Here is a 21,087-nt window from a genome sequence, read left to right as displayed (position 1 = left end):
CGGACTGCGGAGGATGCGCCCGCGCCCACGGCAAGTAGTTCGGCGGGCGCAAGACAAGTACTTGTTACGGGTGTTGCTGATGTGAATAGCGCCTAGCGTAGGCGTACGGTGCCGGCCGGAGCGGGAGGACCATCCTCCGCTGGGAGCGTTCCGCCGACCAACACCGTTAGCAGGCGGCCGGCTGCCGCCTGGAGGAGAGGCTCACATGGCCAAGGGCTACGTACAGGACCTTTCCGGCATGGGCCGGCCCGTCAGCCTGCGCGATGCCGTGGCGACAGTATGGCACCGGGCCACGCGGGCCATCAGCCCACGATGCCCCTACCGGGTGGGCGACACCGTGATTGGCGACGACCCCTTCAGCGGCAGGCGCGAAGGGGTCGTCGTATGGCAGGATCGACGGTCGGTGGGGCTGAAGACCACCCATGGCGTCTTCTTCTACGACCACCGCGTGGTCAAACCGCTGGACTAACGGGGTAACCTACCGGGCAGACCAGCCGCCGTCCATGGTGTAGCTGGCCCCCGTGACCATACCGGCACCGTCCGAGGCCAGCCACGCCACCAGGGACGCCACTTCGTCCGGTTCCACTAAACGCTTGATGGCCGATTCGGTGAGCATCACCTTGGCCAGGACCTCAGACTCGTCGATCCCGTGCACCTGGGCCTGGTCCGCGATCTGCTTCTCCACCAGGGGCGTGCGAACGTAGCCCGGGTTAACGCAGTTGGAGGTGACACCGTGCTCCCCGCCCTCCAGCGCCGTCACCTTGCTCAACCCTTCGAGGCCGTGCTTGGCGGATACGTACGCGCTCTTGAACGGGGAAGCACGGATACCGTGCACCGAGGACACGTTGATGATGCGGCCAAACTTGTTGGCGTACATGTGCGGCAGGGCGGCCCGGACCAGCAGGAACGGCGCCTCCAGCATCAGGCTGATGATCCTGCGGAAGTCCGCCGGGTCAAAGTCCTGGATGGGGCTGATGCGTTGGATTCCCGCGTTGTTCACCAGGATGTCCACATCCAGGCTGAGGGTGGCCAGCGCGTCCACGTCCAGGAGGTCCACGGCCCAGGCGGTGCCGCCCACCTCGTCGGCGAGCTTGGCAGCGGCGGCGGAGTCGACGTCGGCCACCACCACTTTCGCCCCTTGGGCCGCGAGTGCGCGCACGCAGGCGGCACCGATTCCGCTGGCACCGCCGGTGACCAGTGCCTTGCGTCCATTCAACGTGTTATCCATTGCAGTTCTCCTTCATGCGCCCAAAAACGGTCCAGCGGCTCCAGCAGCCTAGCGGCGGCCGGCCGCGAGCAATCCTTCGCGGGTGGCGTCTTTCTTGTCCACGTCCTCCAGGGCGATGCCCTTGGTTTCCTTCAGGCTCAGCACGGCCACAGCGGTGATGGCGCAGGCAATGAGCAGGTAGATGGCCGTCGGCACCCACGAGCCGGTGTCCTTCAGCCACTGGGTGGCCAGGAGCGGCGCCAGCGAGCCGGCGAAGATCGACGTTACCTGCGAACCGAGGGATGCACCGGAGTACCGCATGCGGGTGGGGAACATCTCGGCCATGATGGCAGGCTGTCCGGCGTACATCAGGCCGTGCAGGCACAGGCCGATGGTGACGGCGAGGACGATGACCACGGCGTTGCGGGTGTCGAACATGGGGAAGGCGAAGAACGGCCAGGTGGCCCCGAGGATGGCGCCGGCCAGGTAGACGGGCTTGCGTCCGATCCGGTCCGCCAGGCGGCCGTACTGCGGGATGATCGCGAAGTGGACCACGTGCGCGATCAGCAGTGCCAGCAGCAGCGATGAGGTGTCGTACTTGTGCACGCTCTTGAGGTAGACGATCGCGAAGCTGACCACCAGGTAGTACATGATGTTTTCGGCGAACCGCAGGCCCATGGCCTGGAAGATGCCCTTGGGGTACTTGCGGACAACCTCGAACACTCCGTAGCTGACGGCCTGTTCCTTCTCCACCAGTTCCTTGGCTTCGAGGAAGATGGGTGATTCGCTGACGTTGGTCCGGATGTAGTAGCCCACGAACACGATCACCGCGGAGAGCCAGAAGGCCACGCGCCAACCCCAGCCGAGGAATGCCTCGCTGCTGAGGGTGGTGGACATGATGTAGAGGACCAGGGTGGCCAGCAGGTTGCCCACGGGGACGGCGGCCTGGGGCCAGCTGGACCAGAAGGCGCGGGTCTTGTCCGGGCTGTGTTCGGCCACGAGGAGGACGGCGCCGCCCCACTCACCGCCGAGCGCGAAGCCCTGGATGAACCGCAGCGCCACCAGCAGGGCCGGGGCCAGGTATCCGATGTCGGCGAAACCGGGGAGGCAGCCCATCAGGAACGTGGACACGCCGATGATGACGATCGTCAGCTGCAGCGTGGGCTTGCGGCCGAGCTTGTCGCCGATCTGGCCGAAGACGATGCCACCCAGCGGCCGGGCAATGAAGCCCACCGCGTAGGTCAGGAAGGCTTGGATGATGCCGTCCAGGTCATTGCCGGTGGACGGGAAGAAGTACTTGCCAAAGACCAGGGTGGCGGCGGTGGCGTACAAGAAAAACTCGTACCATTCCACCACTGTGCCCACCATGGAGGCAGCAACGATTTTCTTCAGTCCGGTTCCTTTGGGTGCGTACCTGGCTTCGTTTGCCTGGCTGTGCTCAACGCTCATGGTTCTCCTCAGTGTCCACATTGACACGTGCTGTGATCTCCAGCACAAGTGACTCAGATGAGTATTGCTGCACAAACTTTGCAGTTCAATGCCCAAAGAGGCACCAGGCATGTGCACAATTGCAGATATGAATGCCAATCCCGACGACCTGCTGGTCCTCCTGGCGGTGTCCCGCTCTGCGAAATTCACGACGGCGGCCCAAGCCTTGGGCTTGAACCACACCACCGTCTCGCGCAGGATCGCCGCCCTGGAGAAGTCGCTTGGCGGCCGGGTCCTGTCCCGGGCCGCCGGCGGCTGGGAACTCACCGAACTGGGCGAGCGGGCTGTGCAGGTGGCCGAACAGGTCGAAGAGGTGCTGGGCACGCTGGGACCGGCGGGCCAGGCGCCCGACCCGATTACCGGCGTCGTACGCATGACGGCGACCGACGGCTTCAGCGCCTACATCGCAGCCCCGGCCGTGGCGCGGCTGCGCCGGGACCATCCCGGCCTGAGCGTGGAGGTGGTAACCATGACCCGCCGGGCACTGCAGCAGCGCTCCGGGCTGGACATCGAGGTGGTGGTGGGCGAGCCGCAGGTGCACCGCGCGGAGGCCATCCGGCTGGGCGAATACCGGCTGGGAATGTATGCCTCCCGCACCTACCTTGCAGAGCATGGAACTCCGGCCACCGTGGCCGAACTCAATGAGCATCCCCTGGTCTATTTCGTGGATTCGATGCTCCAGGTGGACGATCTCGATGCGCCGCGGCGGCTGGTGCCGGCCATGCGCGAGGGCCTGACGTCAACCAATGTGTTCGTCCATGTGGAGGCCACCCGGGCAGGCGCCGGGGTGGGATTCCTGCCGTGCTTCATGGGCGATCTCCATGACGACCTGGTCCGGTTGCTGCCTGGCGAAATCGGTGAACTGCTCCCCTACTGGATGGTCCTGCGCCCGGACTCGCTCCGCCGCCCGGCGGTGGCCGCCGTCGTGCAGGCCCTGCGGGAACGGATGGCCGAGCACCGTGGCGCGCTCCTGGGCCGGGGTTAGATCACCGGATGCTTGGCTCAACCGGCTCGTCATGCCGGACCGGCGCACCGGCCGCGAAGGCCCGGACCTGGGCATCGTCCCAGAGATGGGCGGGGACGGCGCCGCCAAGGAGCCGGCGCCGAAGTTGGGGATCGTCGCCGAACGGGACGTCGCTGCCGGCCATCACCATGTTGCCGTAGCGCCGGCCCTTCAGCATGGCGGGGTCGGCGATGATCACCGTGTGTTTGAAGGCAGCGGCGATGGTGGCGGCGTCCTCCCGCGCGTTCTTGAGGTCCGGGGCGTCCCCGAGTTGGCAACGAACAAGCCGCCCGGTGCCAGGACCCGCTTGGCGTGGGCGGTGAATTCGGCGGTGGTGAGCGGCCGCGGGGTGAAGGCCCCGGCAAAGACATCGCGGATGATGAAGTCCCTGGTGTGCTCCGTGAGGGTTTCGGTCACGGCCCGGGCCTCCCCCACGCGGATGCGGAGCAGGGGCGCCTTCGGGAGGTCGAACCAGCCGCGCACGTATTCAGCGAGCTTGCCGTCCAGTTCCACCACCACCTGCCGGGCATCAGGGTAGGCGGCGGCGAAATAGCGTGCCATGGAACACGCACCCCCGCCCAGGTGCAGGCCGCGGAGCTTATGGGCGGTCCCGGCGACGGTGGTGACTCCGGCGGACGGCGGCCATCGGGACTCGATGAGCGCCGCCATCCAGCGCATATATTCAAAGTCCAGGAACAGGGGGTCGGCGAGGTCGATGTGCGAGCTCATGACACCGTTGATCTTCAGCAGCCATCCGGTGGAGTTGTCCTGGTCCGCGATCAGCTCGCAGTCGCCGGTGTCGATGTAGTAGACGCCTTCGACGGGACCGTCCGGCGCGGCGCCCTTGGGCACCTCCACCACGCCTGCGGACCGGCCCCGGCCTCCCGGCTTTCCTCGTTTGGCCATTACCGGCGCCCGCTTTCCCTCATGGTTCAACCCTAGTTGAAGCCGTCGACGCCCGGTCAGCGTGCCTCATGGCGTGAACGCTGCCGCGTGGCCACGCCGGATCCGTTCAACTGGTGCCTGTGCAGCCGAGGCGTCCCCTGCCCGCGACGCCTGGAAGAGCGGTCTTCCTGGGCCGGCGGAACGGAACCACCTGGTTGGCCGAAGAGGCCGTCCGCGCTTCCCGTTCCGTCCTCGCCTTGCGGTCCCCGACCGGACCGTCCATGCCGGCGCCTTCTTCCAGCCGGCGCTGCAATTCCGTCAGCACCCTCGCCAGGCGACGGGAAACCTGCATTTGGGACATACCGAGCCGCTTGCCCAACTGCACCTGCGTTTCCTCGCAAAAATAGCGGCGGTACAGCAGTTCCCGATCCAATTCCGTCAGGTCCTTCATGGCAGCGCGCAGGCCGGCGAGCTCCTCAAGCCTCTCCAGCGGCGTTTCAGGACTGGCCAGCATCTCACCAATGGAGGGGGCCTCGGAGTGGGGACTCACCGCGTCGAGGGAGTCGGGGTGCATGCTGCTGGAGGCCGACATGGCTTCCAGCACGTCCACGGGATCCGTGCCCAGCTCTCCGGCCAATTCGGCCACACTGGGGATCCGGCCCAAGGACTGGGTGAGTTCCGGCTCCGCCCTGAACAGGCGGGTCCTCAAGTCCTGGACCTGGCGTGGGGGGCGGACCACCCATGTCCGGTCGCGGAGATACCTTTTGAGTTCACCGGTGATGGTGGGCGCGGCGTAGGCCGGGAAACTCTCCCCCTTGGCCTCGTCGAATCCGCGGGCGGCTTTCACCAGTCCCAGGTAGGCGACCTGGTTGAGGTCCGCCCGTTCCCTGCCGCGCGCTTCAAACCGTGCGGCCAAGGCCTCGGCGAGGTCCAGGTACCTCAAAACCATGTCGTTTTCGGATGCTCCCTGCGAACGCTCCGAGGCGGCCGGTGGAGATGGCGGATCAGGTGTTTCGGCCTGCTGATGGGACAGGGCAGTGTTCGCGGCCAAGGCGGCAAAGGATTCGGGCATGGGTGCTGTTTCCCTCGGTCTGGTTCCGAAAGCCTGCGGCAAGACTTAGAAGCAGGAAATCATAAGGCTGCTTATAAAACAATCCTTGTCCGCCCGCGCGGGCGTGGGAACGGAAGAAGGAACCTCCTTCCGTTCCCACGCCGCAGCGGAAGCAAACCAGCTTAGAGGCCCGCGTGCGGGTTCTTCACGTCGCGCACATCGCGGTCCGCGTCGTCGTTGGTGTTCCGCCGACCGGCCTCAGTCCGCGGATCCACAGTTGGGGAATCAGGGCGCTCTGCGTCAATGCGCCGCGCATCACTGGACTCCGCGTCAGCGCCCGCAGCGTCGCTGCCCACAGAGTCATGGTGCCGAGTATCAGAGTGCGGCAGGTCGTTGCCCGCAGCGTCACGGTGCCCAGCCCCGGCCTGCGGCAGGTCGTTGCCTACAGTACCGTGGCGCCCAGTTTCGCGATGCACGGCCGGGTCATGCCCGACGTCGGCCGCATTGCCGCCATGGTTGGCAGCCCCGGCCTGTACCTGCCTGTCCCGGCCCGTCTCGTGCACGCCGCGGCGGGTGCCGTCACGGCCGACGTCGGGATCCAACTCGTCCGCCTCGCGGGCGTGGCCGGCAACGTCACTGCGGAGGGACTGCGCTTCCCGGCTGCGTTCCTCGGCTTCCTGCCGCAGCCGGGCCGCGTCCACCTGGGCCTGCTCGGCGTCGGCGCGCGCACGGATGGCCTTGGCTTCCCGTTCGCGGGCGTCGAGTTCCATGTTTTCAGCCTTGCGGCGGATCTCGGCCGCTTTTTCCCGATTCTCCTGGTCCCGTTTCTCCTGCATCGCCTTGCGGCGCCGTCCGCCGGAGAGGAGCAGCACCACAATCAGGGCCACGACGACAACCGCAACCACTACCCATACCCATGGAGCTGTGTCCATGTTTCCCACCACTTCCCACTTCGTTGTGACCGGGCAGGCCAGAGCCATTCCGGCTGACATTTTTACTCGAACGGTTAGAACCCAATTAGCAAGGGTACTTACCTTTCATTAGTAAACATGCTTACTATTTTACGGCCAGTACCGCTGGTTCTTGATCAGCAACCAGCCTTCTTTCTGAAAGGAAGAGCGAAGATGACGGAGAACCAATGGCCCGAGGACACCGCAAACACGGCTCCTCAGGCCCATACAGGAATCCCCGGCGAGCGCCGGCCCGCAACCTTTCCGTCTCCGGCAGCCAGCTATGGCGCTGAGAGCGGAAACGGGTACGCACCCGCCGATTACGAACAAACCCGGACCATGCCGGAGAGTGCCGGCACCGGTTCTGCGTCCTCACGCACCGAAGCTGCCAAGGACGAGGCGGCAGGCGTAGCCAGGACAGCAGCGGGTTCCGCACAGAACGTGGCACAGACTGCCAAGGAAGAGGCAGCCAACGTGGCCTCGGAGGCAAAGTCCAACGCGCAGGACCTGTTGTACCAGGCCAAGTCAGGCCTCACGAGCGAGGCCGCAACGCAGCAGCAGAAGGCTGCGGAAGGCATCCGCAACATTTCCGGCCAGCTGCACAGCATGGCCAGCGCCCCGGACCAGCAAGGCATGGCCAGCGACCTGGTCCGGCAGGCGGCCGAGCGGACATCCTCGATCGCCACTTGGTTGGAGAACCGGGAACCCGGAGACCTCCTGAACGAGGTCCAGCGGTTCGCCCGCAACCGGCCCGGCACGTTCCTGCTCCTCGCCGCCGGAGCCGGCGTCCTCGCCGGACGCCTCACCAGGGGCCTCACAGCGGGTGCCCCGGAGTCACCCGCAGGTACCACCGGCCTTTCCGGCCAGCACGCAGGCACGGCATCCCCGGACCAATACGGCCAGCCGCCGGCCGCCGGTGGAGTAGTGCCTCCGCCGCCAGTCCAGCTGCCCGGTCCGGCCACCACCACGGCCGGATACGACGGCGGCGCGCCGGGCAGCAGCTACCCCGAGTCCATATCGACTGCCAGCGGCCTCGACAGCCCGCAATTGGTGGAGGAACCGTGGTCCGGAAACCAGGTTTCCGATGACGCCCTGCGCGACCGCGAATTGGCCGATGACCCAATGGCGGATGACCTCTTGACCCGGGACCGCTCCAGGGGCGGCCAGGCTGGCGGACTCTGATGAGCAGCTTCATACCTGAGCCGCCGCCAAGCGCAGCGCACGTGAAAGCGGACAACGCCTCCCTCGGGGAGTTGCTCGGCGACGTAACCCGGGACTTGTCCACCCTGATGCGCCAGGAAGTCGATCTGGCCAAGGCTGAACTGAAACAGACCGCCACCCGCGCAGGAAAAGGATCCGGCATGCTGGCCGGCGCCGGGATTGGCGGACACTTTGTCCTGCTTTTCCTTTCCTTGGCCCTGATGTTCGCCCTCGGCGCCGTCATGCCGCTGGGCTGGTCCGCCCTGATCACTGCCGTGGTCTGGGCCATCATTGCAGCTGTCCTGGCCTCCATGGGCCGCAAGGAACTGAAGCAAATCAAGGGCATGCCCCAGACCGGCGAAACCCTTTCTGAGATACCCCCAACCCTTAAACCAGGTGAGGTAAACCGATGAGCGAAAACCCTGACGTCATCCGCGCAGACATCGAAGCCACCCGGGCACGCCTGGGAACAAACGTGGACGCCGTGGCCGACAAAGTCACGCCGTCCAACATCGTCCACCGGCAGACCGACAAGCTCAAGGATGCGGCCACCGGGATGAAGGAGAAAATCATGGGTGCAGCAGACACCGCCACCACCAACGTCCACAACAACGCGGGCGCCGGCGCGCACTCCGCGGCGGACAGCCTGCACCAGGCTGGCGACACCGTCTCGGCGAAGCTTTCCGATGCCGGCCACGCCGTCTCCCAAACCCCGGGCCAGGTGAAGTCAAAGACCGCTGGCAACCCGCTGGCTGCAGGCCTCATCGCGTTCGGGGCCGGACTCCTGGTCTCGTCGCTGATTCCTCCAAGCCAGAAAGAGCGGGAAGCGGCCGATCAGCTCAAGACGGCAGCCCAACCACTGGCCGCCGAACTTACTGACGCCGCTAAAAACATGGCCCAAGACCTCAAGGAGCCGGCACAGGAAGCCATGGAAAACGTCAAGGCCACGGCAACCGACGCCGCCCAGAACGTCAAAGCTGAGGGCCAGCACGCAGCCGACGACGTCAAAGACCGTGCCGCAGATGCGAAGGACACCGTCCAAAGCAGCTGACGCTCCGCTTACCGCGGCTCCCTAAAGGCAACACCTAAGACGACAGGCCGGCACCGCCACCCGCGGGGTCGGCCTGTCGTCTTAGCCCCAAGATCGAGAGGACTCCCTCAATGGCCACTCACAACACGTCCGAGACCAGTACCGCGAAGGCGGGCCAGGCCCCCGATCCGAACGATTCGCGAAAACCCGGGAGCCCCCGGGACTTGGAGAAGCCCTCCTGGAAGTACATCGCCAGGAAGACGTTGCGGGAATTCAGCAAAGACCAGTGCCCGGACCTGGCAGCGGCCCTGACCTACTACTCCGTACTTTCGATCTTTCCGGCGCTGCTGGCGCTGGTATCCCTCCTGGGAATCTTCGGCGACCCGCAAAAGACCACCTCCGCCCTGCTGGATATCGTCCAAGGTTTCGCCCCCGGGCAGACCGTGGAGACGATCCGGCCGGTGGTCCAGGACCTCGCGAGTTCCTCGGCCGCCGGCTTCACCCTTGTCCTGGGCCTCCTCACGGCACTCTGGTCCGCGTCCGGCTACGTCGGTGCCTTCGGCAGGGCCATGAACCGTGTCTACGAAGTCGATGAAGGCCGTGCCTTCGTGAAGCTGCGGGGCACCATGCTCGGCGTCACCGTCGTGAACCTGCTGATCGTCGTCGTCATCGCGGCGATGCTCGTGCTGAGCGGCCCTGTGGCAGAATCCGTCGGGAACCTGATCGGGCTTGGAGGCGCCTTCCTGACGGTGTGGAACATCGCCAAGTGGCCGGTCATGCTGGTGCTGATCACCGTGGCGATCGCCATCCTCTACTACGCCACACCAAACGTGAAACAGCCGAAATTCCGGTGGATGAGCATGGGTTCGGCCATCGCCCTGGTGGTGTTCCTGCTGGCTTCGCTGGCCTTCGGCTTCTACGTGGCGTACTCCAACAGCTACAACAAGACCTACGGCGCCATTGGCGGTGTCATCGTCGCGCTGCTCTGGCTGTGGATCCTGAACATGTCCTTGTTGTTCGGAGCCGAATTCGACGCCGAAGTGGAGCGCGGCCGCGAACTCCAGGCCGGCATCAAGGCCGAGGAAACCATTCAGTTGCCGCCCCGGGACACCAAAAAGAGCGAAAAACTGCAGCAGCAGATCGAGGAAGACATCAAGCACGGCCGGGAACTCCGGGAGAAGCACGGCCAGGAGGGCAATGACGTGCAGAACCGTGGCGAACGGCACCGGGACAAGGTTCGCGAGAAGGTCCGGGCCCGCGCCGAAGAGGGAGAGTCCGACGGCGGGGGCCGGCCGGGCAGCAACATGTAACGGTCCGGGCCGGCCAGGGAGGAAGGGACTAGGCAGGACCTTCGAGAAAGAGGAAAATTCATGGTGAAGGTCCTGTCGAAGTTTCCCGGGCTGTGGGGTCCGGGGTGAAGCGGGGCCGGCGGTGAGATGGCCTCTTCTGAGACCGAGGCCAGTCCCCCCAGTCGCCGTCGGCCCCCCCAGGGGCCTGCCCCCTTTCGGCGTGACTGGACAAGCCGCGCCTCCTGCAATAGTTTCGTGAATACCTTGCCGGGGCCTTTTGGGAACCGGCGTGGCCGCTGAAGCAGACGGCGGATACAAGCTCCAACCAAATGAGCGAACATGACTGCTACACATTTTGACCAGTTCCTAGCCGAGGCAGTTGTCCCGGACAGGGAGCCCGGACTGGGCCTTGGACGGGACGAGCTCTATGGCCTTTACACCAGCTGGTGCCTCCTGAATAAGGCCGAGCCCCACACCCCGTCCTCCCTGTGGGAGGCGTTGCAGCAGGCAGGCATCGATCCCGACAGCAACAACCTTTCCATGACCGGACCGGCGGCGGCGGACTACATCGTGGCGAGCGCTCCGGACCTCGTGTGACCGCCGGACGCACGCGCCGTCAGGGTTGTGCCAGCGCCAGGAGGTAAGCGGCGAACCCGCCGGGCGCGCGGCCGCTGGTCCGCCCGGAGGTAAGGACGCGCGTGGTGTCAGTGGAAACGATTGCTGCCCCGCCCGCGCGAAGCCGCTCCACCAGGATCCTGTCTTCGTCGCGGTCAATCCCAGGGAAGCCTCCGGCCGCAAGATAGGCCGAAGCGCGGACACCCAGGTTGGCCCCATGGACGTGCGGGTGGTCCTCGGCCAAGGCATGCCGGGCGTGCCAGCGGGCCAACAGCTCGTGGTGTGTCCCATGGGCATCGGGCTCCACGGAGCCAAGGACAAGGTCGGCTCCGGCGGCTGCCAGTTCCAGCTGCCGGAGCAGCCAGTCTTCCGGTACCTGTGAATCGGCGTCGGTGTTGGCCAACCACAGGCGACGTGCCGGAATACCCGCCGCGCCGGTACCGCCCAGGCTTTCCAGCACCGCCCCGCAACCTGCCCGGCGGCTCTTTCCCACACTGTGGAAACCGACGGGCAGGACGCGGAAGCGGAGGTCACGGGCTGCGAAGCCGGCGGCTATCTCCAGCGACCGGTCCGTGCAGGCGTCGAGGACAATAACAACCTCCGCCTCAGTTCCGGGACTGTCCACGGCCAGCCGGTCCGCGGCGGTGCCGGCTGAAGTGAGCGCCCGCTCCAGGGCCTGTTCCTCGTTGTGCGCCGGGATCACGACGGCCACTTTGTCGATCCGCGTTGCCCCCATGCCGTGCCGAAACCCTGCGGCTGGTCCCCCCGAGGCCGCCAGCGTCATGCCACGCCCGTCCCGCGGGCCGGGCATACCAGGACTTCCAGGACGAAGTCGCGCTCCCGGTACAGCCCCGTGGTTGGCCAGCGCAACCGTTGGCGGGCGAGCGCGTGGACGGTGTCGCCGTCGAGCTGCCAGCCGTCGATCGGGTGCCGCCAGTGGCACAGGACCAGGACCCCGCCCGGTTCCAGTGAGGCCTCCACCCGGTCCCACAGGTCAGCGAGCTCGCCGGGGGCCAGGTAGTAGCCGACCTCGGACACCACCAGCAGGTCGAATGTTCCGCCGGGCCAGGAGCCGGGGACCACTCGCTGCTCGACGCGGACCCCGTGGTTGCCGTCAAGCCGTTGCGTGGCTCGGCGAACCGCGGTCCCACTGGCATCAACGGCCAGCAGGCTGCGGCAGCGGCCCGCGAGGTCCTCCGTGAGGGTACCGATGGAGCAGCCCACTTCCAGGCCGCGCTCATAGGTCTCATCCGGGAGGGCCGCGAGGGTGATCGCCCGCTTGCGCCGCTCATACCAGTTCGAGGCGTAATTCCAGGGGTCGGCGGAGCCGTTGTGGACGGCGTCGAAAACCTCCTCGGCATCCTGGCTGGAGTGCCCCGGGCCGGACGCGTCCCTGGGCGGTGTCCAGGCAAACACTTCGTAGTTGCGGGCGAAATGGCCCAGGAACTCGGGGCTCAGCAGGGTTTCGTCCCCCGGGGCCGGGGACAGCGGCATGACTTGGGTGGCGTGGGCGGCCATGGCACGTTCCTTGGCCGCGCCGGACGCGCCGTCCAGCGGGAACCGGACCCATGACCGCCAGTGCTGGTCCCCGGGCGTGGCCCAGTGCCAGTACCAGATGGGGTACTCCAGCAGTGCGTAGCCGTCCTTCCTGGCGGTTTCCGCCGCCACGGCACCGAGGGCGTCGTGGTCGGAGTGGCCGTCGGAACGGTAGGGCGCAACCAGGACCAGCTGGTCGGGCCGCCCGGGCAGCCGTGCCGCTGCATCCCTGACGGCGGCGGCGATGGCGTCCGCGTGGGAGCCGAGGCCGCGGTCCGGTAAACCGAGGAAGCGCCACCGGTCCCGCATTCCCAGGACGGACAGTGCCGCGGCGAATTCCGCCAACCGGGCCTGCGCCAACTCCTCGGGTGATGTGGTGGGCGAATCCGGGTGGGATCCCTCCCCCGCCGTGCACAGGAGGACTTCCACTTGCGCGCCCAGCGCGGCCAGCCGCGCCATGAGTCCGCCCGCGCCGAGGGTCTCGTCGTCAGGATGGGCGGCCAGGACCACGAAGCGCAGCGCAGCGAGTTCAGCGGGGCCGAGCGGCAGTTCCGGCGCGACCGCCAGTTCGCTTCCGGCCCAGGCTGATTCGGCGGTGCCTTGGTCCGCGTGCGAGAAAATCACCACGGGCAGTCTCCCTTGAGCGTGAGGCGGCCCAGCTGGGCGTCGTCCCGCGCCCCGTGGTGCTGGCGCACGTACAGTCCCAGGTCCGCCGTCCGTTTGGCATAGCGTTCGTCGAAGGCGAGTGGGCCGGGGCCCCGGTTGGAAAGCACCAGGTGCAGGACGCGTTCGACGGCGGCCGCGACGGTTCCGCGGACACGCTGGGCTTCGCTCCAGGTACTTTGGCCGGCGGCGCCCAGGCTGCCGTCGTCGATGCGTGCCGCGGTGCGGGCAAGGTATTGCATGGCGGCAGTGAGGGTGCGGTCCACCTCGCCGAGGGCGGCGAACGCCACTTGGTCCGGTTCCCTCCCTGCGTCGGCGCCGGCCAGCAGGCCGGCGCGGAAATCGCGGGCCACGCCCACCGCACCGCCCAACCAGCAGGCGGCCACGCCCATGCCTCCCCACGCGAAGCCGGGGCGGCTGTGATACCAACCGGTTCCGCCCAGGGCCACTGCCGGAACCTGGTCGAAATGCACGGTTCCGCTGGGGATTTCCCGGAGGCCGCGCGCCACCCAGGCGGGCTCTTCGCACCGGACCCCGGCGTTGTGGAGGTCGACGGCGAAAGCCGCCCTGCCGCCGTCGTCCGTGTGGGCGGTGATGACGGCACGGTCCAGGCTTGCAGCCAAGGAGCACCACGGTTTGGCCCCGTCCAGGACCACCGTGCCGCCGTCGCGCCTGGCCTGCAGGCTGACGCCGGGGGCCTCCGCCGCGAAGACGCCCCATGACGCTCCGACGCCGTCCCCGGCCGGCTGGTCAGCGGTAGCCGTGCCGGCGGCCTGGGAAAGAATGGCAATGGCGTCCAAATGCGGCTCAAATACCCGGGCTGCCGCCACGTCGATGGCGGCGACGGAGGCCAAGCTTCCCACAAGAGCAGCGTCCGGCCTGCACCGGGACGCGGCCAGGTTTCGCCCGCTTCCACGGCAATGGCCAGCAGGGCAGTGACGTCGCCCGCAGCGTCCGGAACTGCGCGGAGGATTGGGCTCCACGGGGAGATGCCGGCGGCAGTGGAGCCAAGGAGGACAGGAGTGGTTTCCGCTGGCAAACGTTCCTCCATCGTCGCTGTGAGCGTCCGGCCCCCGGACGCATCTACACAGCTTACTTACTATTTGGCGGGAGGATGCGGGCAAGGGCGAATCCGTCCCAGCCTTTGGTGCCCACGGTCTGGATCACGGTGGCGTCCAGGCGCGGATGATTGCCCAGAAGCGTGAGGGCGTCAATGATTCCGGGCGCATTGACCGGATCCATGCCCGGGTCCAGGACTGCCCCCTCCCAAATGGTGTTGTCCAGCACCACGGTTGCACCCGACTTGCCCAGCCTGACGGCCCACTCAAGGTAGCGGCTGTTGTTCTGCTTGTCGGCGTCAATGAAGATGAAATCGAACGGTTCCCGGTCTTCTTCCTCGAGGGCTGCAAGGGTGTCGAGCGCCGGCCCGAGCCGGATCTCCACCTTCTCCCCCAGGCCGGCGGCGTCAATGTTCGCCCACGCCACCTCGGCGTGCTGGGGCAGGTATTCGCATGTGACCAGCGTGCCACTGGGCGGAAGGCCCCGGCCCAGCCAGATGGTGCTGTAGCCGGCCAGCGTTCCGATTTCCAGGATGCGGCGGGCCCCTGACATCTGGACCAGCAGCTTCAGCAGCTTCCCGGCGTTGGGTGCCACCTCGATGGCGGGCATCCCGGCGTCCGCCGCCGCCCGGATGGCCTGCTGGAGGGCCGCGTCCGGATGCACCACGGTTCGGGACAGGAACTCTTCGGTGGCTATCCACTCCGGCCGGGGCTTGTGCTCGAACATGGGCACAGTTTGGCACGGGGCGCCGTGGGGGTCCAGATGCGTCCGGCCCTCCCGCCGGCTCAGGATTCCTGGGCCAGCGCGCCTTCCAGGCGGTCCACTTTCGCTGTAAGTTCGCCCGAGTAGCCGGGCCGGATATCAGCCTTGATCACCAGCGACACGCGGCTGCCGTAACGTCCAACGGCCTCGGTGGCACGCTTGACGACGTCGAACACCTCGTCCCATTCACCCTCGATGGTGGTGAACATGGAATCCGTCCGGTTGGGCAGCCCCGATTCCCGGACGATCTTTACCGCGGCGGCAACGGCGTCGTGCACTGATGCGTCGTCGGGCCTGGCGCCCTCGCTGGGAACACCTGAGGGAGCCACGGAAAATGCAAGCAACATGCCCCCAGTGTCCCACGCGGATCCTGCCCGCCGCAGGCCGGACCACCGGCAGCGGCCGTCACATAAGCGCCTACCGTGCGGTAACCATGCTGGCCCGAGCCTCCGTTGCTAACCTTTTGGCCATGAGCCTCGCAGTCGCCCGAAAGCCCCTCCGTGCGGACGCAGCGCGGAACGTGGACAAGATCATCACGGCGGCGCGCCAGTGTTTCCGGGAATTCGGCCCCGAAGTGCCGCTCCAAACCATCGCAACAACTGCCGGGGTGGGCCCGGCGACCCTGTTCCGGAACTTCGCGGACAAGGAAGAACTGGTCCTCGCCGCCCTCAACCGGCAACTCCGCCTTACCGTGGACCCCGTCATGGACGGCGCCCTTGCCGATATCGACGCCACAGCCGGGCTGCTGCGCGTACTCGAAGCACTGATGGCGGCCGCCAGCGCCGACGCCAACCTGCTGTGCGCCGTCGCCGGGCGGCGGGAACTCCTCACCGGGATCACCGGTTCGCTCATGGAGTCCATCAGTGTGCTGCTGGTCCGGGGACAAGGACAGGGCACGCTGCGTGCCGACATTTCCATGACCGACATGTTCCGGCTGCTTGCCATGCTGATCGGCGTGGTGGACACCATGGAGCCCGGCTCCGATGCGTGGCGGCGGCCCCTGGCGCTGGTGGAGGATGCCATCCGCGCCGACCGGCCGGCGCGTCCGCTTCCCGCGCACGTGCCTGTCCCGGCCCCCACAGCCTGAACCAGCGCTGGCCCACTGGCCATCCGGCGCGGAGCCGCCGTGCCGGGTCCACTTCGGTGCGGGGTCATTGTGGGGGCCTTGTCCAGTGCCATAGAATCTGGAGAGGTTAAGCAGCCAGCCGCGGGAATTTCAGCTGGAGGCGACCCATGAGCAATTTTGCGCCCTTCCGCCGCGCAATGGCAGCACTGCAATGAACAGTTCACACCTTGTCCGCTACCTCACGGACCCCCGTGGGCCCGAGGAAGTCCTCCCGGCCCTGGAGCCTGCGGAACTCGCGGAGCTGCTGGACGCCCTCTACCAGAACCTTGATACGCCCGAGCCCGAGTTCGGCGCCGAGGCGTGGTACGAGATGGCAGTCGAGGAAAGCTGCCGCAGGGCCGCTTCGCCCGATGGAGCCAGCCAAAGACTGGCTTAGCCAGCGAGCCCCGCCCGGGGCTCATCCCGGACAGCACGGAAATACAACCCGCCCCTGTTCGATGCCGGGCACGGCAGTCAGGATTCTTCCGGGGCCTTTTCTGCAGCATCGCCTTTGCCCTCGGGCCGGCCCGGTTCGGTGTCGTGGGCATGCGGGTGGTGTTCGTGGAACTCGTTGGGAATGTGTTCCTTCGCTTCCATCAGGTGCTGCTGCAGCTTTTCTTCCGCATCCCGGCGCCGCCTGGCGGTGTCCCGCAATTCCCGGGTTCCTTCCGAGCCGCGGGGATCGAGATAGGCGGATCGCTGCTTCGCGGGCTGCTCCGCTGCCGAACTCCCGGCGGAGTAATCGTCCGGCCTGTTCTTCCCGGCGTCTTCGGTGCCCTGGCTGTCTTCCGGCCCGGCGGGCCGTGACTGTTCGTCCATTTCGGTTCCTCCTTTGTGGCGGCGCCCATGAGGGCCGCCTCTGTTCCAGTGCACCATACGCGGCACCCGGAATGCTGGGGGCGTTAGGCCCTGCCGCCCTCAGCCCGTTTGCGGAGCTCCCGGCGCACCAGGGCTTGCAAGGCAGGGGCGGACGACGACGGGTCCACGTCGAGTGCCGCCTGGAACCGCTGCGACAGGATTTCGAGGTCCTCCGGCGGCACGTCCGACAAGCCCGCAAAGCGCTTGAAGAACCGTTTCTCGGGAAGTCCTGCCCGGCGTCGAGCATTTTTGTGCGGGCGACCGCCCGCCACGTCCCTTGCCACCTGCAGCTTGTTTTCCATGGGTGCCGTTCATCGCGAATGCCGTGGCCAGCTGCATAAGCCGATTTCATAGTACAACCGGCAAACCGCACAGGGCGTGATCTATATCACTCCGTGGATGGTGGTGGTCAGTTCCAGCCCAGCAACCTCAGCAGCGCCGCCGTTCCTGCCCCGGCGATAACCACCACCAGGAAAGGCGCGCGGAACGCCAAGGCCACCGCGGCCGCCGCCAGCGCACCCAGCCGTGCGTCGGCCGCCAGCGCCTGCCCGGATGCCACGGCGTTGACCACGGTCAGCGAGGCGAGCAGCCCGATGGTCATGGTGCCGGCAATACGCGAAGCCCGCGGGTCCGCCAGGAGCTTGGCAGGAACGAAATACCCCACCAGTTTCCACGCGTAGGCAAGGACGCACGCGATCAACACCCAGATCCACAGGCTCATGGGGCTGCCGCCGGGCCTGTGGTGTCGCCGCGCTCCGCCCCCGCATTCGGTGCACTCCCGCGCGCATGGCGGCCGGCGGGGTGCCCGTATGGCTCGATGTCCGGTTCAAGTCCTTCGTCACGCCGGCCGTGGCTCAGCCATCCCGCCAGCGCCGCCACCACAGCTGCCACCAGGATAGGGACCCCTGGCGGCACGAACGGCACGGCACTCACGGTGGCTACGGCGCACGCCACCGCGATCGCAACGGGCTCCCGGCCTTTGAGCCGCGGCCAGAGCAGCGCGAGGAACGCTGCCACGGCGGCGCCATCGAGTCCCCACTGTTTGGGATCGCCCAGTCCGCTCCCGGCCAGCGCGCCGACGAGCGTGAAGACGTTCCACAGCACATAAATGCCAATCCCGGCGGTCCAGAATCCGCGGCGCTGCTCGGCCGGATCCGTCTGTCCGGTGCTGGTGGCGGTGGACTCGTCGATGGTCAGCTGCGCCCCCACGTACTTGCGCCAGCCACTGGGCCTCAGCAGCGCGTTCAACTGCATGCCGTAGATGCCGTTGCGCATGCCCAACAAGGTGGCGGCGCTCATGGCCGCGATACCCGAGCCTCCTCCGGCCACAACACCGATGAACGCGAACTGCGAGCCGCCGCTGAACAGGAGCAGGCTCAGCGCCATGGTCTGCCACAGGTTGAGGCCGGAGGTCACTGACAACGCCCCAAAGGAGATTCCATACAGGCCGGTGGCGATGCTGATGGAGATTCCCACCTTCACCGCCGGCGAGCCCGTCAGTTTCACGGCCGGCGTCCCGGCGGGCACCTTGGCGAGGCCGGCTTTCGCAGGCTCCAGGCCCACAGGATCAGTGGCGCCTGCAGCGGGAGCCGCAGCGAGTGGATCTTCCGGCGGCGGGGTGAGCCCTCCGGACCGTACGCCCGCACCAGGGCGTCGACGTGCCCTGCCAGGAATGCGGTGAACATCCCGGTGAGGGCGGTGGCAGTCAGCTTCCGGGTGGGCGGGAGGAGGATGCCGACGGCGGCAGCCAGTTCCAGCAGCCCGCTTACCGCGATCCATTCGTCCCGGGAAAGGAGCGCCAGCGGGTGCTGGGGCACCCGGGACAGGCCGGGTTGCGGGTCCACTCGGCAGAGGTATTCCGGAACAACGTCACGGAAGAAACCAGGGTCCCGGAAATGCTTTCCGGCGCTGGCCAGCAGGAGGGCGCCCATGGCCGCGGCGGACAAGCCTTGGAGCGGACGGCCGTGCAACGGCGGGACGTTCAAGGGCAGGTCCTGGGCAGCGGGGCCGGACCGGGGAAAAGACATGGAACCACTCAACCACAGCAGGAGCCGGCGCTCGAAACCCGGCTGGGCCGGCCGCGGCGGGGCGGAAAAGAGGCGACGCGGGGCCTTTCCTTCAGGCCCAGGTCAGCGTGGAGCTGCCGTAGGCCGGGGGCGGAGACGGATAGTCCAGGGGCCGCCCCCCGGAAAGCAGCGGCGGCCCAACGTAGCGGAGCACGCCGTAGGGGCTGTCCATGGTGCGGTACTCCGGTGCTGCCAGCTCCCCGCGGCCTGCCTCGGTGTCCGGCAACGCAAACAGTTCCTCCGCCGTCCGGGCCAGTGACAGGTGCGCGGCGCCACCCGCCCCCGCCTGCCTGCGGCTGTCGAGCAGGTGGATCACTGCCGCCACCACGCCGTACCCCGTGGCGTGGTCCAGAGCCTGGACCGGAAGGGCACCCGGGCGCCACCCGTCGTCGTCGTTCTTCCCGTACGCGTGGGCAATCCCGCAGGCGGCCTGGACAATGCTGTCGAAGCCGCGCAGGCCGCTCCAGGGCCCGGTCCTGCCCCAACTGTTGAGGGTAACCACCACCAGGCCCGGGTGTTCCGCCAGCAGTTCACGGGGGTTGAGCCCAAAACGGTCCAGGGCGGCGTGCCGGTAGCCGGTGACCACTACATCCGCACCGGCCAGCAGCTGCCGCAGGCTGTGCTGGTTCGCCGGGAGACCAAGATCGGCTTCCGCACTGCGCTTGCCGAACGCCGTGTCCACGAACTGGTCCGCGATCTCGGGGAAAGCCGGCGGGTCGATCCGGAGGACATCCGCTCCGAGCGCGGCCAGCAAACGGGTAGCGACGGGCCCTGCGATGACCCTGGTCAGGTCCAGGACACGGATGCCGTCCAAGGGCCGGCCACCAGTGTGCCGACGACCCGGGGTTGTTGCCGCGAAGTCACCCAGGCCCAGGCCGGCCGTCCCGCCCGCGGCAAACTCCACCGCGACCCAGGGTCCCTGGCCGGCGGCCCGGCCCATCTCCGTCGCCAGCCATTCGCTGCGGGTCCTGACCGCCGCGGCGATACCGCCGTTGCCTTGAATGGCAGCTTCGGCCTGCAGCGACGGCATGCCGCGGAGTGCCTGGTCCGCGGCATCGGCGGAGGACGCCCCCAGCGCCTGCAGCAGCCGCTGCTCATGGTGCGGGTAGTTGGCGTGCAGCCGGATCCAGCCGTCCGCGGTGCGCCGGAAGCCCGACAGCGGCGCGAAGCCCTGCAGCTGGCGCCCGTCGATCTGCAAGTGCCCGAAGGAGTCGAAGGCTGCCGCCGTCATGGCAGCGGTGGTGCTGAACCGGCCCGCGTCACCCGTGTACCGGTTCAGCGCGTCCGCCGCTGCCCCCACCGAGTGCAGGGCCAGGCCCTCCACGTCCAGCGGACCGGCCCACCACCTGCGCGGGAAGGATCCGTCGACGCCGCCCTCCGCCACGGCCGTTCTACTTCGCCTGCGGTGACGCCACGCGGAGCTGGCCCAGGACCCGGGCCGGCACATTGGTGGTGATCTCCTGGATGCCCAGGTCCTGGCACAGGTCAACATCCTCGGGAGCGTCGACCGTCCAGACCCTGAAGCGCCGGCCGGAGTCCAGCCAGCGGCGGACGGTGTCCCGGCGTTCGCGGACGTAGTCGATGCCGGGACCCGCCATGCCCACCAGGCAGTCGTCCAGGATTTGTTCGCCCTCGAGTTGGGTGGCCTTCATCAGGTTGGCGATCGCTCCGCCGGTAATCGGACCCACGCCCAGTCCGCCGCGTATCTCGTGGACGGTGAGATCGTCCACGAGCTGGCAAATGTACCGGGGCGGGACGGATTCCAGGAGGTGGCGGACGGAATCGGGGCTGAAACTCATGAAGGTCACGGCCACGTTGTCCAGCGTGGAGCTTTCCGGATCCCAGCCTTCGCTGCGGAGCACTTCCAGTACCCGGTCCTCCAGCTTGAGCTGGTAAGGGCTTGGATGCTTGAGCTCAATGGCCAGGCCCACGGGTCGCCCCGCACCGCGAAGGATGTCCAGGAGCTCCGGAAGGGTCAGGAACTGCTCGGAACGGGCGCCGTAGGCTTCGGGGATACGCGCCCCCTTCCAGGACGAAAAGTCCAGCTGCCGCAGTTCGTGCAGTGTCCGGTCCCCCACCGGCCCCGTGCCGTCAGAGGTCCGGTCCAGGTTGGCGTCGTGGAGCAGTACCACGTGCTGGTCCCGGGTCAGGTGGACATCGCACTCCACCCCGTCGGCCCCGTCAGTCAGGGCCTGCAGGTAGGCGGCGCGGGTATGTTCAGCGTAGGTGCCGCTGGAGCCCCGGTGGGCGTAGACCAACGGCCGTTGCGGCACAGACTCGTCAGTTGTCATGCTCACACGGTAGCGGACCGGCTTCCGCC

24 protein-coding genes and 2 pseudogenes are annotated in these 21,087 nt (G+C 67.4%); 9 read left to right on the top strand and 17 right to left on the bottom strand.

The features are described 5' to 3' along the window. Positions 1–205: 205 nt before the first annotated feature. Positions 206–469, top strand: a complete 264-nt coding sequence (locus ACX5I6_RS07395) for a hypothetical protein (RefSeq protein ID WP_461840026.1) — start codon at positions 206–208, stop codon at positions 467–469. A gap of 9 nt (positions 470–478) precedes the next feature. Here ACX5I6_RS07395 and ACX5I6_RS07390 read toward each other — a convergent pair whose 3' ends face one another. Continuing rightward, positions 479–1,228: a 3-hydroxybutyrate dehydrogenase gene (locus ACX5I6_RS07390; RefSeq protein ID WP_461840025.1), complete on the bottom strand. Its 750-nt coding sequence runs from the start codon at positions 1,226–1,228 to the stop codon at positions 479–481. A gap of 48 nt (positions 1,229–1,276) precedes the next feature. Further along, entirely contained in the window at positions 1,277–2,656 is a 1,380-nt protein-coding gene (locus ACX5I6_RS07385; protein WP_461840024.1) for an MFS transporter, read from the bottom strand. A 127-nt stretch (positions 2,657–2,783) separates the two neighbouring features. On the opposite strand from ACX5I6_RS07385, the gene ACX5I6_RS07380 reads away from it, so the two are divergent. Further along, positions 2,784–3,680 (top strand): LysR family transcriptional regulator, encoded by an 897-nt coding sequence (locus ACX5I6_RS07380; RefSeq protein WP_461840023.1) that lies wholly within the window; start codon positions 2,784–2,786, stop codon positions 3,678–3,680. A 1-nt stretch (position 3,681) separates the two neighbouring features. On the opposite strand, the pseudogene ACX5I6_RS07375 reads toward ACX5I6_RS07380, so the two are convergent. From ACX5I6_RS07375 to ccmD, 3 genes and pseudogenes are all read right to left on the bottom strand, one after another. Continuing rightward, positions 3,682–4,604, bottom strand: a pseudogene (locus tag ACX5I6_RS07375) (spermidine synthase). Between the two features lie 106 nt (positions 4,605–4,710). Continuing rightward, positions 4,711–5,655: a sigma-70 family RNA polymerase sigma factor gene (locus tag ACX5I6_RS07370; RefSeq protein ID WP_461840022.1), complete on the bottom strand. Its 945-nt coding sequence runs from the start codon at positions 5,653–5,655 to the stop codon at positions 4,711–4,713. 161 nt (positions 5,656–5,816) lie between these two features. Next, positions 5,817–6,566 (bottom strand): heme exporter protein CcmD, encoded by a 750-nt coding sequence (ccmD, locus tag ACX5I6_RS07365; RefSeq protein WP_461840021.1) that lies wholly within the window; start codon positions 6,564–6,566, stop codon positions 5,817–5,819. Positions 6,567–6,758: 192 nt separating this feature from the next. On the opposite strand from ccmD, the gene ACX5I6_RS07360 reads away from it, so the two are divergent. The 5 genes from ACX5I6_RS07360 (at position 6,759) to ACX5I6_RS07340 (ending at position 10,700) form a co-directional block, all read left to right on the top strand. Further along, a complete protein-coding gene (locus ACX5I6_RS07360; protein WP_461840020.1) occupies positions 6,759–7,766 on the top strand; it encodes a hypothetical protein in 1,008 nt (335 codons plus the stop codon). Beyond that, positions 7,766–8,197, top strand: coding sequence for a phage holin family protein (locus ACX5I6_RS07355; protein ID WP_461840019.1), 432 nt, complete (start codon positions 7,766–7,768; stop codon positions 8,195–8,197). The genes ACX5I6_RS07360 and ACX5I6_RS07355 overlap by 1 nt, the downstream gene beginning before the upstream one ends. Next, the gene (locus tag ACX5I6_RS07350) at positions 8,194–8,835 is read left to right on the top strand and encodes a DUF3618 domain-containing protein (protein ID WP_461840018.1); all 642 of its coding nucleotides are present in this window, start codon (positions 8,194–8,196) and stop codon (positions 8,833–8,835) included. The genes ACX5I6_RS07355 and ACX5I6_RS07350 overlap by 4 nt, the downstream gene beginning before the upstream one ends. Positions 8,836–8,945: 110 nt before the next feature. Then, on the top strand, positions 8,946–10,124 hold the full coding sequence (locus ACX5I6_RS07345) for a YihY/virulence factor BrkB family protein (RefSeq protein WP_461840017.1): 1,179 nt from the start codon (positions 8,946–8,948) through the stop codon (positions 10,122–10,124). 318 nt (positions 10,125–10,442) lie between these two features. After that, positions 10,443–10,700, top strand: a complete 258-nt coding sequence (locus ACX5I6_RS07340; protein ID WP_018763046.1) for a hypothetical protein — start codon at positions 10,443–10,445, stop codon at positions 10,698–10,700. A gap of 19 nt (positions 10,701–10,719) precedes the next feature. Here ACX5I6_RS07340 and ACX5I6_RS07335 read toward each other — a convergent pair whose 3' ends face one another. From ACX5I6_RS07335 to ACX5I6_RS07315, 5 genes and pseudogenes are all read right to left on the bottom strand, one after another. Beyond that, a complete protein-coding gene (locus ACX5I6_RS07335; RefSeq protein WP_461840016.1) occupies positions 10,720–11,454 on the bottom strand; it encodes a glycosyltransferase family 2 protein in 735 nt (244 codons plus the stop codon). Between the two features lie 44 nt (positions 11,455–11,498). Continuing rightward, positions 11,499–12,881 carry a PIG-L family deacetylase gene (locus ACX5I6_RS07330; RefSeq protein WP_461840015.1) on the bottom strand — a complete coding sequence of 461 codons (1,383 nt, stop codon included), beginning with the start codon at positions 12,879–12,881 and terminating at the stop codon, positions 11,499–11,501. Next, positions 12,875–13,968, bottom strand: a pseudogene (locus ACX5I6_RS07325) (hypothetical protein). Before ACX5I6_RS07325 ends, ACX5I6_RS07330 begins: the two are co-directional and overlap by 7 nt. A gap of 41 nt (positions 13,969–14,009) precedes the next feature. After that, positions 14,010–14,702: an O-methyltransferase gene (locus tag ACX5I6_RS07320; protein ID WP_461840014.1), complete on the bottom strand. Its 693-nt coding sequence runs from the start codon at positions 14,700–14,702 to the stop codon at positions 14,010–14,012. A 59-nt stretch (positions 14,703–14,761) separates the two neighbouring features. After that, positions 14,762–15,085 (bottom strand): thiamine-binding protein, encoded by a 324-nt coding sequence (locus tag ACX5I6_RS07315; protein WP_133831177.1) that lies wholly within the window; start codon positions 15,083–15,085, stop codon positions 14,762–14,764. Between the two features lie 122 nt (positions 15,086–15,207). On the opposite strand from ACX5I6_RS07315, the gene ACX5I6_RS07310 reads away from it, so the two are divergent. Beyond that, the gene (locus ACX5I6_RS07310; RefSeq protein WP_026264947.1) at positions 15,208–15,825 is read left to right on the top strand and encodes a TetR/AcrR family transcriptional regulator; all 618 of its coding nucleotides are present in this window, start codon (positions 15,208–15,210) and stop codon (positions 15,823–15,825) included. A 190-nt stretch (positions 15,826–16,015) separates the two neighbouring features. Further along, complete coding sequence (locus ACX5I6_RS07305; protein ID WP_018763039.1) at positions 16,016–16,240, top strand: hypothetical protein; 225 nt, start codon at positions 16,016–16,018, stop codon at positions 16,238–16,240. 77 nt (positions 16,241–16,317) lie between these two features. Here the strand turns inward: ACX5I6_RS07305 and ACX5I6_RS07300 are convergent, their stop codons facing one another. From ACX5I6_RS07300 to ACX5I6_RS07270, 7 genes are all read right to left on the bottom strand, one after another. After that, the gene (locus ACX5I6_RS07300) at positions 16,318–16,662 is read right to left on the bottom strand and encodes a hypothetical protein (RefSeq protein WP_461840013.1); all 345 of its coding nucleotides are present in this window, start codon (positions 16,660–16,662) and stop codon (positions 16,318–16,320) included. 83 nt (positions 16,663–16,745) lie between these two features. Next, entirely contained in the window at positions 16,746–17,003 is a 258-nt protein-coding gene (locus ACX5I6_RS07295; protein ID WP_461840012.1) for a hypothetical protein, read from the bottom strand. Between the two features lie 107 nt (positions 17,004–17,110). Then, complete coding sequence (locus tag ACX5I6_RS07290) at positions 17,111–17,422, bottom strand: AzlD domain-containing protein (protein ID WP_461840011.1); 312 nt, start codon at positions 17,420–17,422, stop codon at positions 17,111–17,113. Beyond that, positions 17,419–18,207: an AzlC family ABC transporter permease gene (locus ACX5I6_RS07285; protein WP_461841682.1), complete on the bottom strand. Its 789-nt coding sequence runs from the start codon at positions 18,205–18,207 to the stop codon at positions 17,419–17,421. The genes ACX5I6_RS07290 and ACX5I6_RS07285 overlap by 4 nt, the downstream gene beginning before the upstream one ends. Then, positions 18,204–18,632 carry a DoxX family protein gene (locus ACX5I6_RS07280; RefSeq protein WP_461841681.1) on the bottom strand — a complete coding sequence of 143 codons (429 nt, stop codon included), beginning with the start codon at positions 18,630–18,632 and terminating at the stop codon, positions 18,204–18,206. Before ACX5I6_RS07280 ends, ACX5I6_RS07285 begins: the two co-directional genes overlap by 4 nt. Before the next feature lie 187 nt (positions 18,633–18,819). Further along, a complete protein-coding gene (locus tag ACX5I6_RS07275; protein WP_461840010.1) occupies positions 18,820–20,151 on the bottom strand; it encodes a CoA transferase in 1,332 nt (443 codons plus the stop codon). Positions 20,152–20,158: 7 nt separating this feature from the next. Beyond that, the gene (locus tag ACX5I6_RS07270) at positions 20,159–21,058 is read right to left on the bottom strand and encodes a glycerophosphodiester phosphodiesterase (RefSeq protein ID WP_461840009.1); all 900 of its coding nucleotides are present in this window, start codon (positions 21,056–21,058) and stop codon (positions 20,159–20,161) included. Between the last annotated feature and the right edge of the window lie 29 nt (positions 21,059–21,087).

Source organism: Arthrobacter sp. MMS24-T111 (assembly GCF_054888995.1).
The sequence above is the reverse complement of the archived record's forward strand: the minus strand, read 5'-3'. Positions and strand labels throughout refer to the sequence as shown.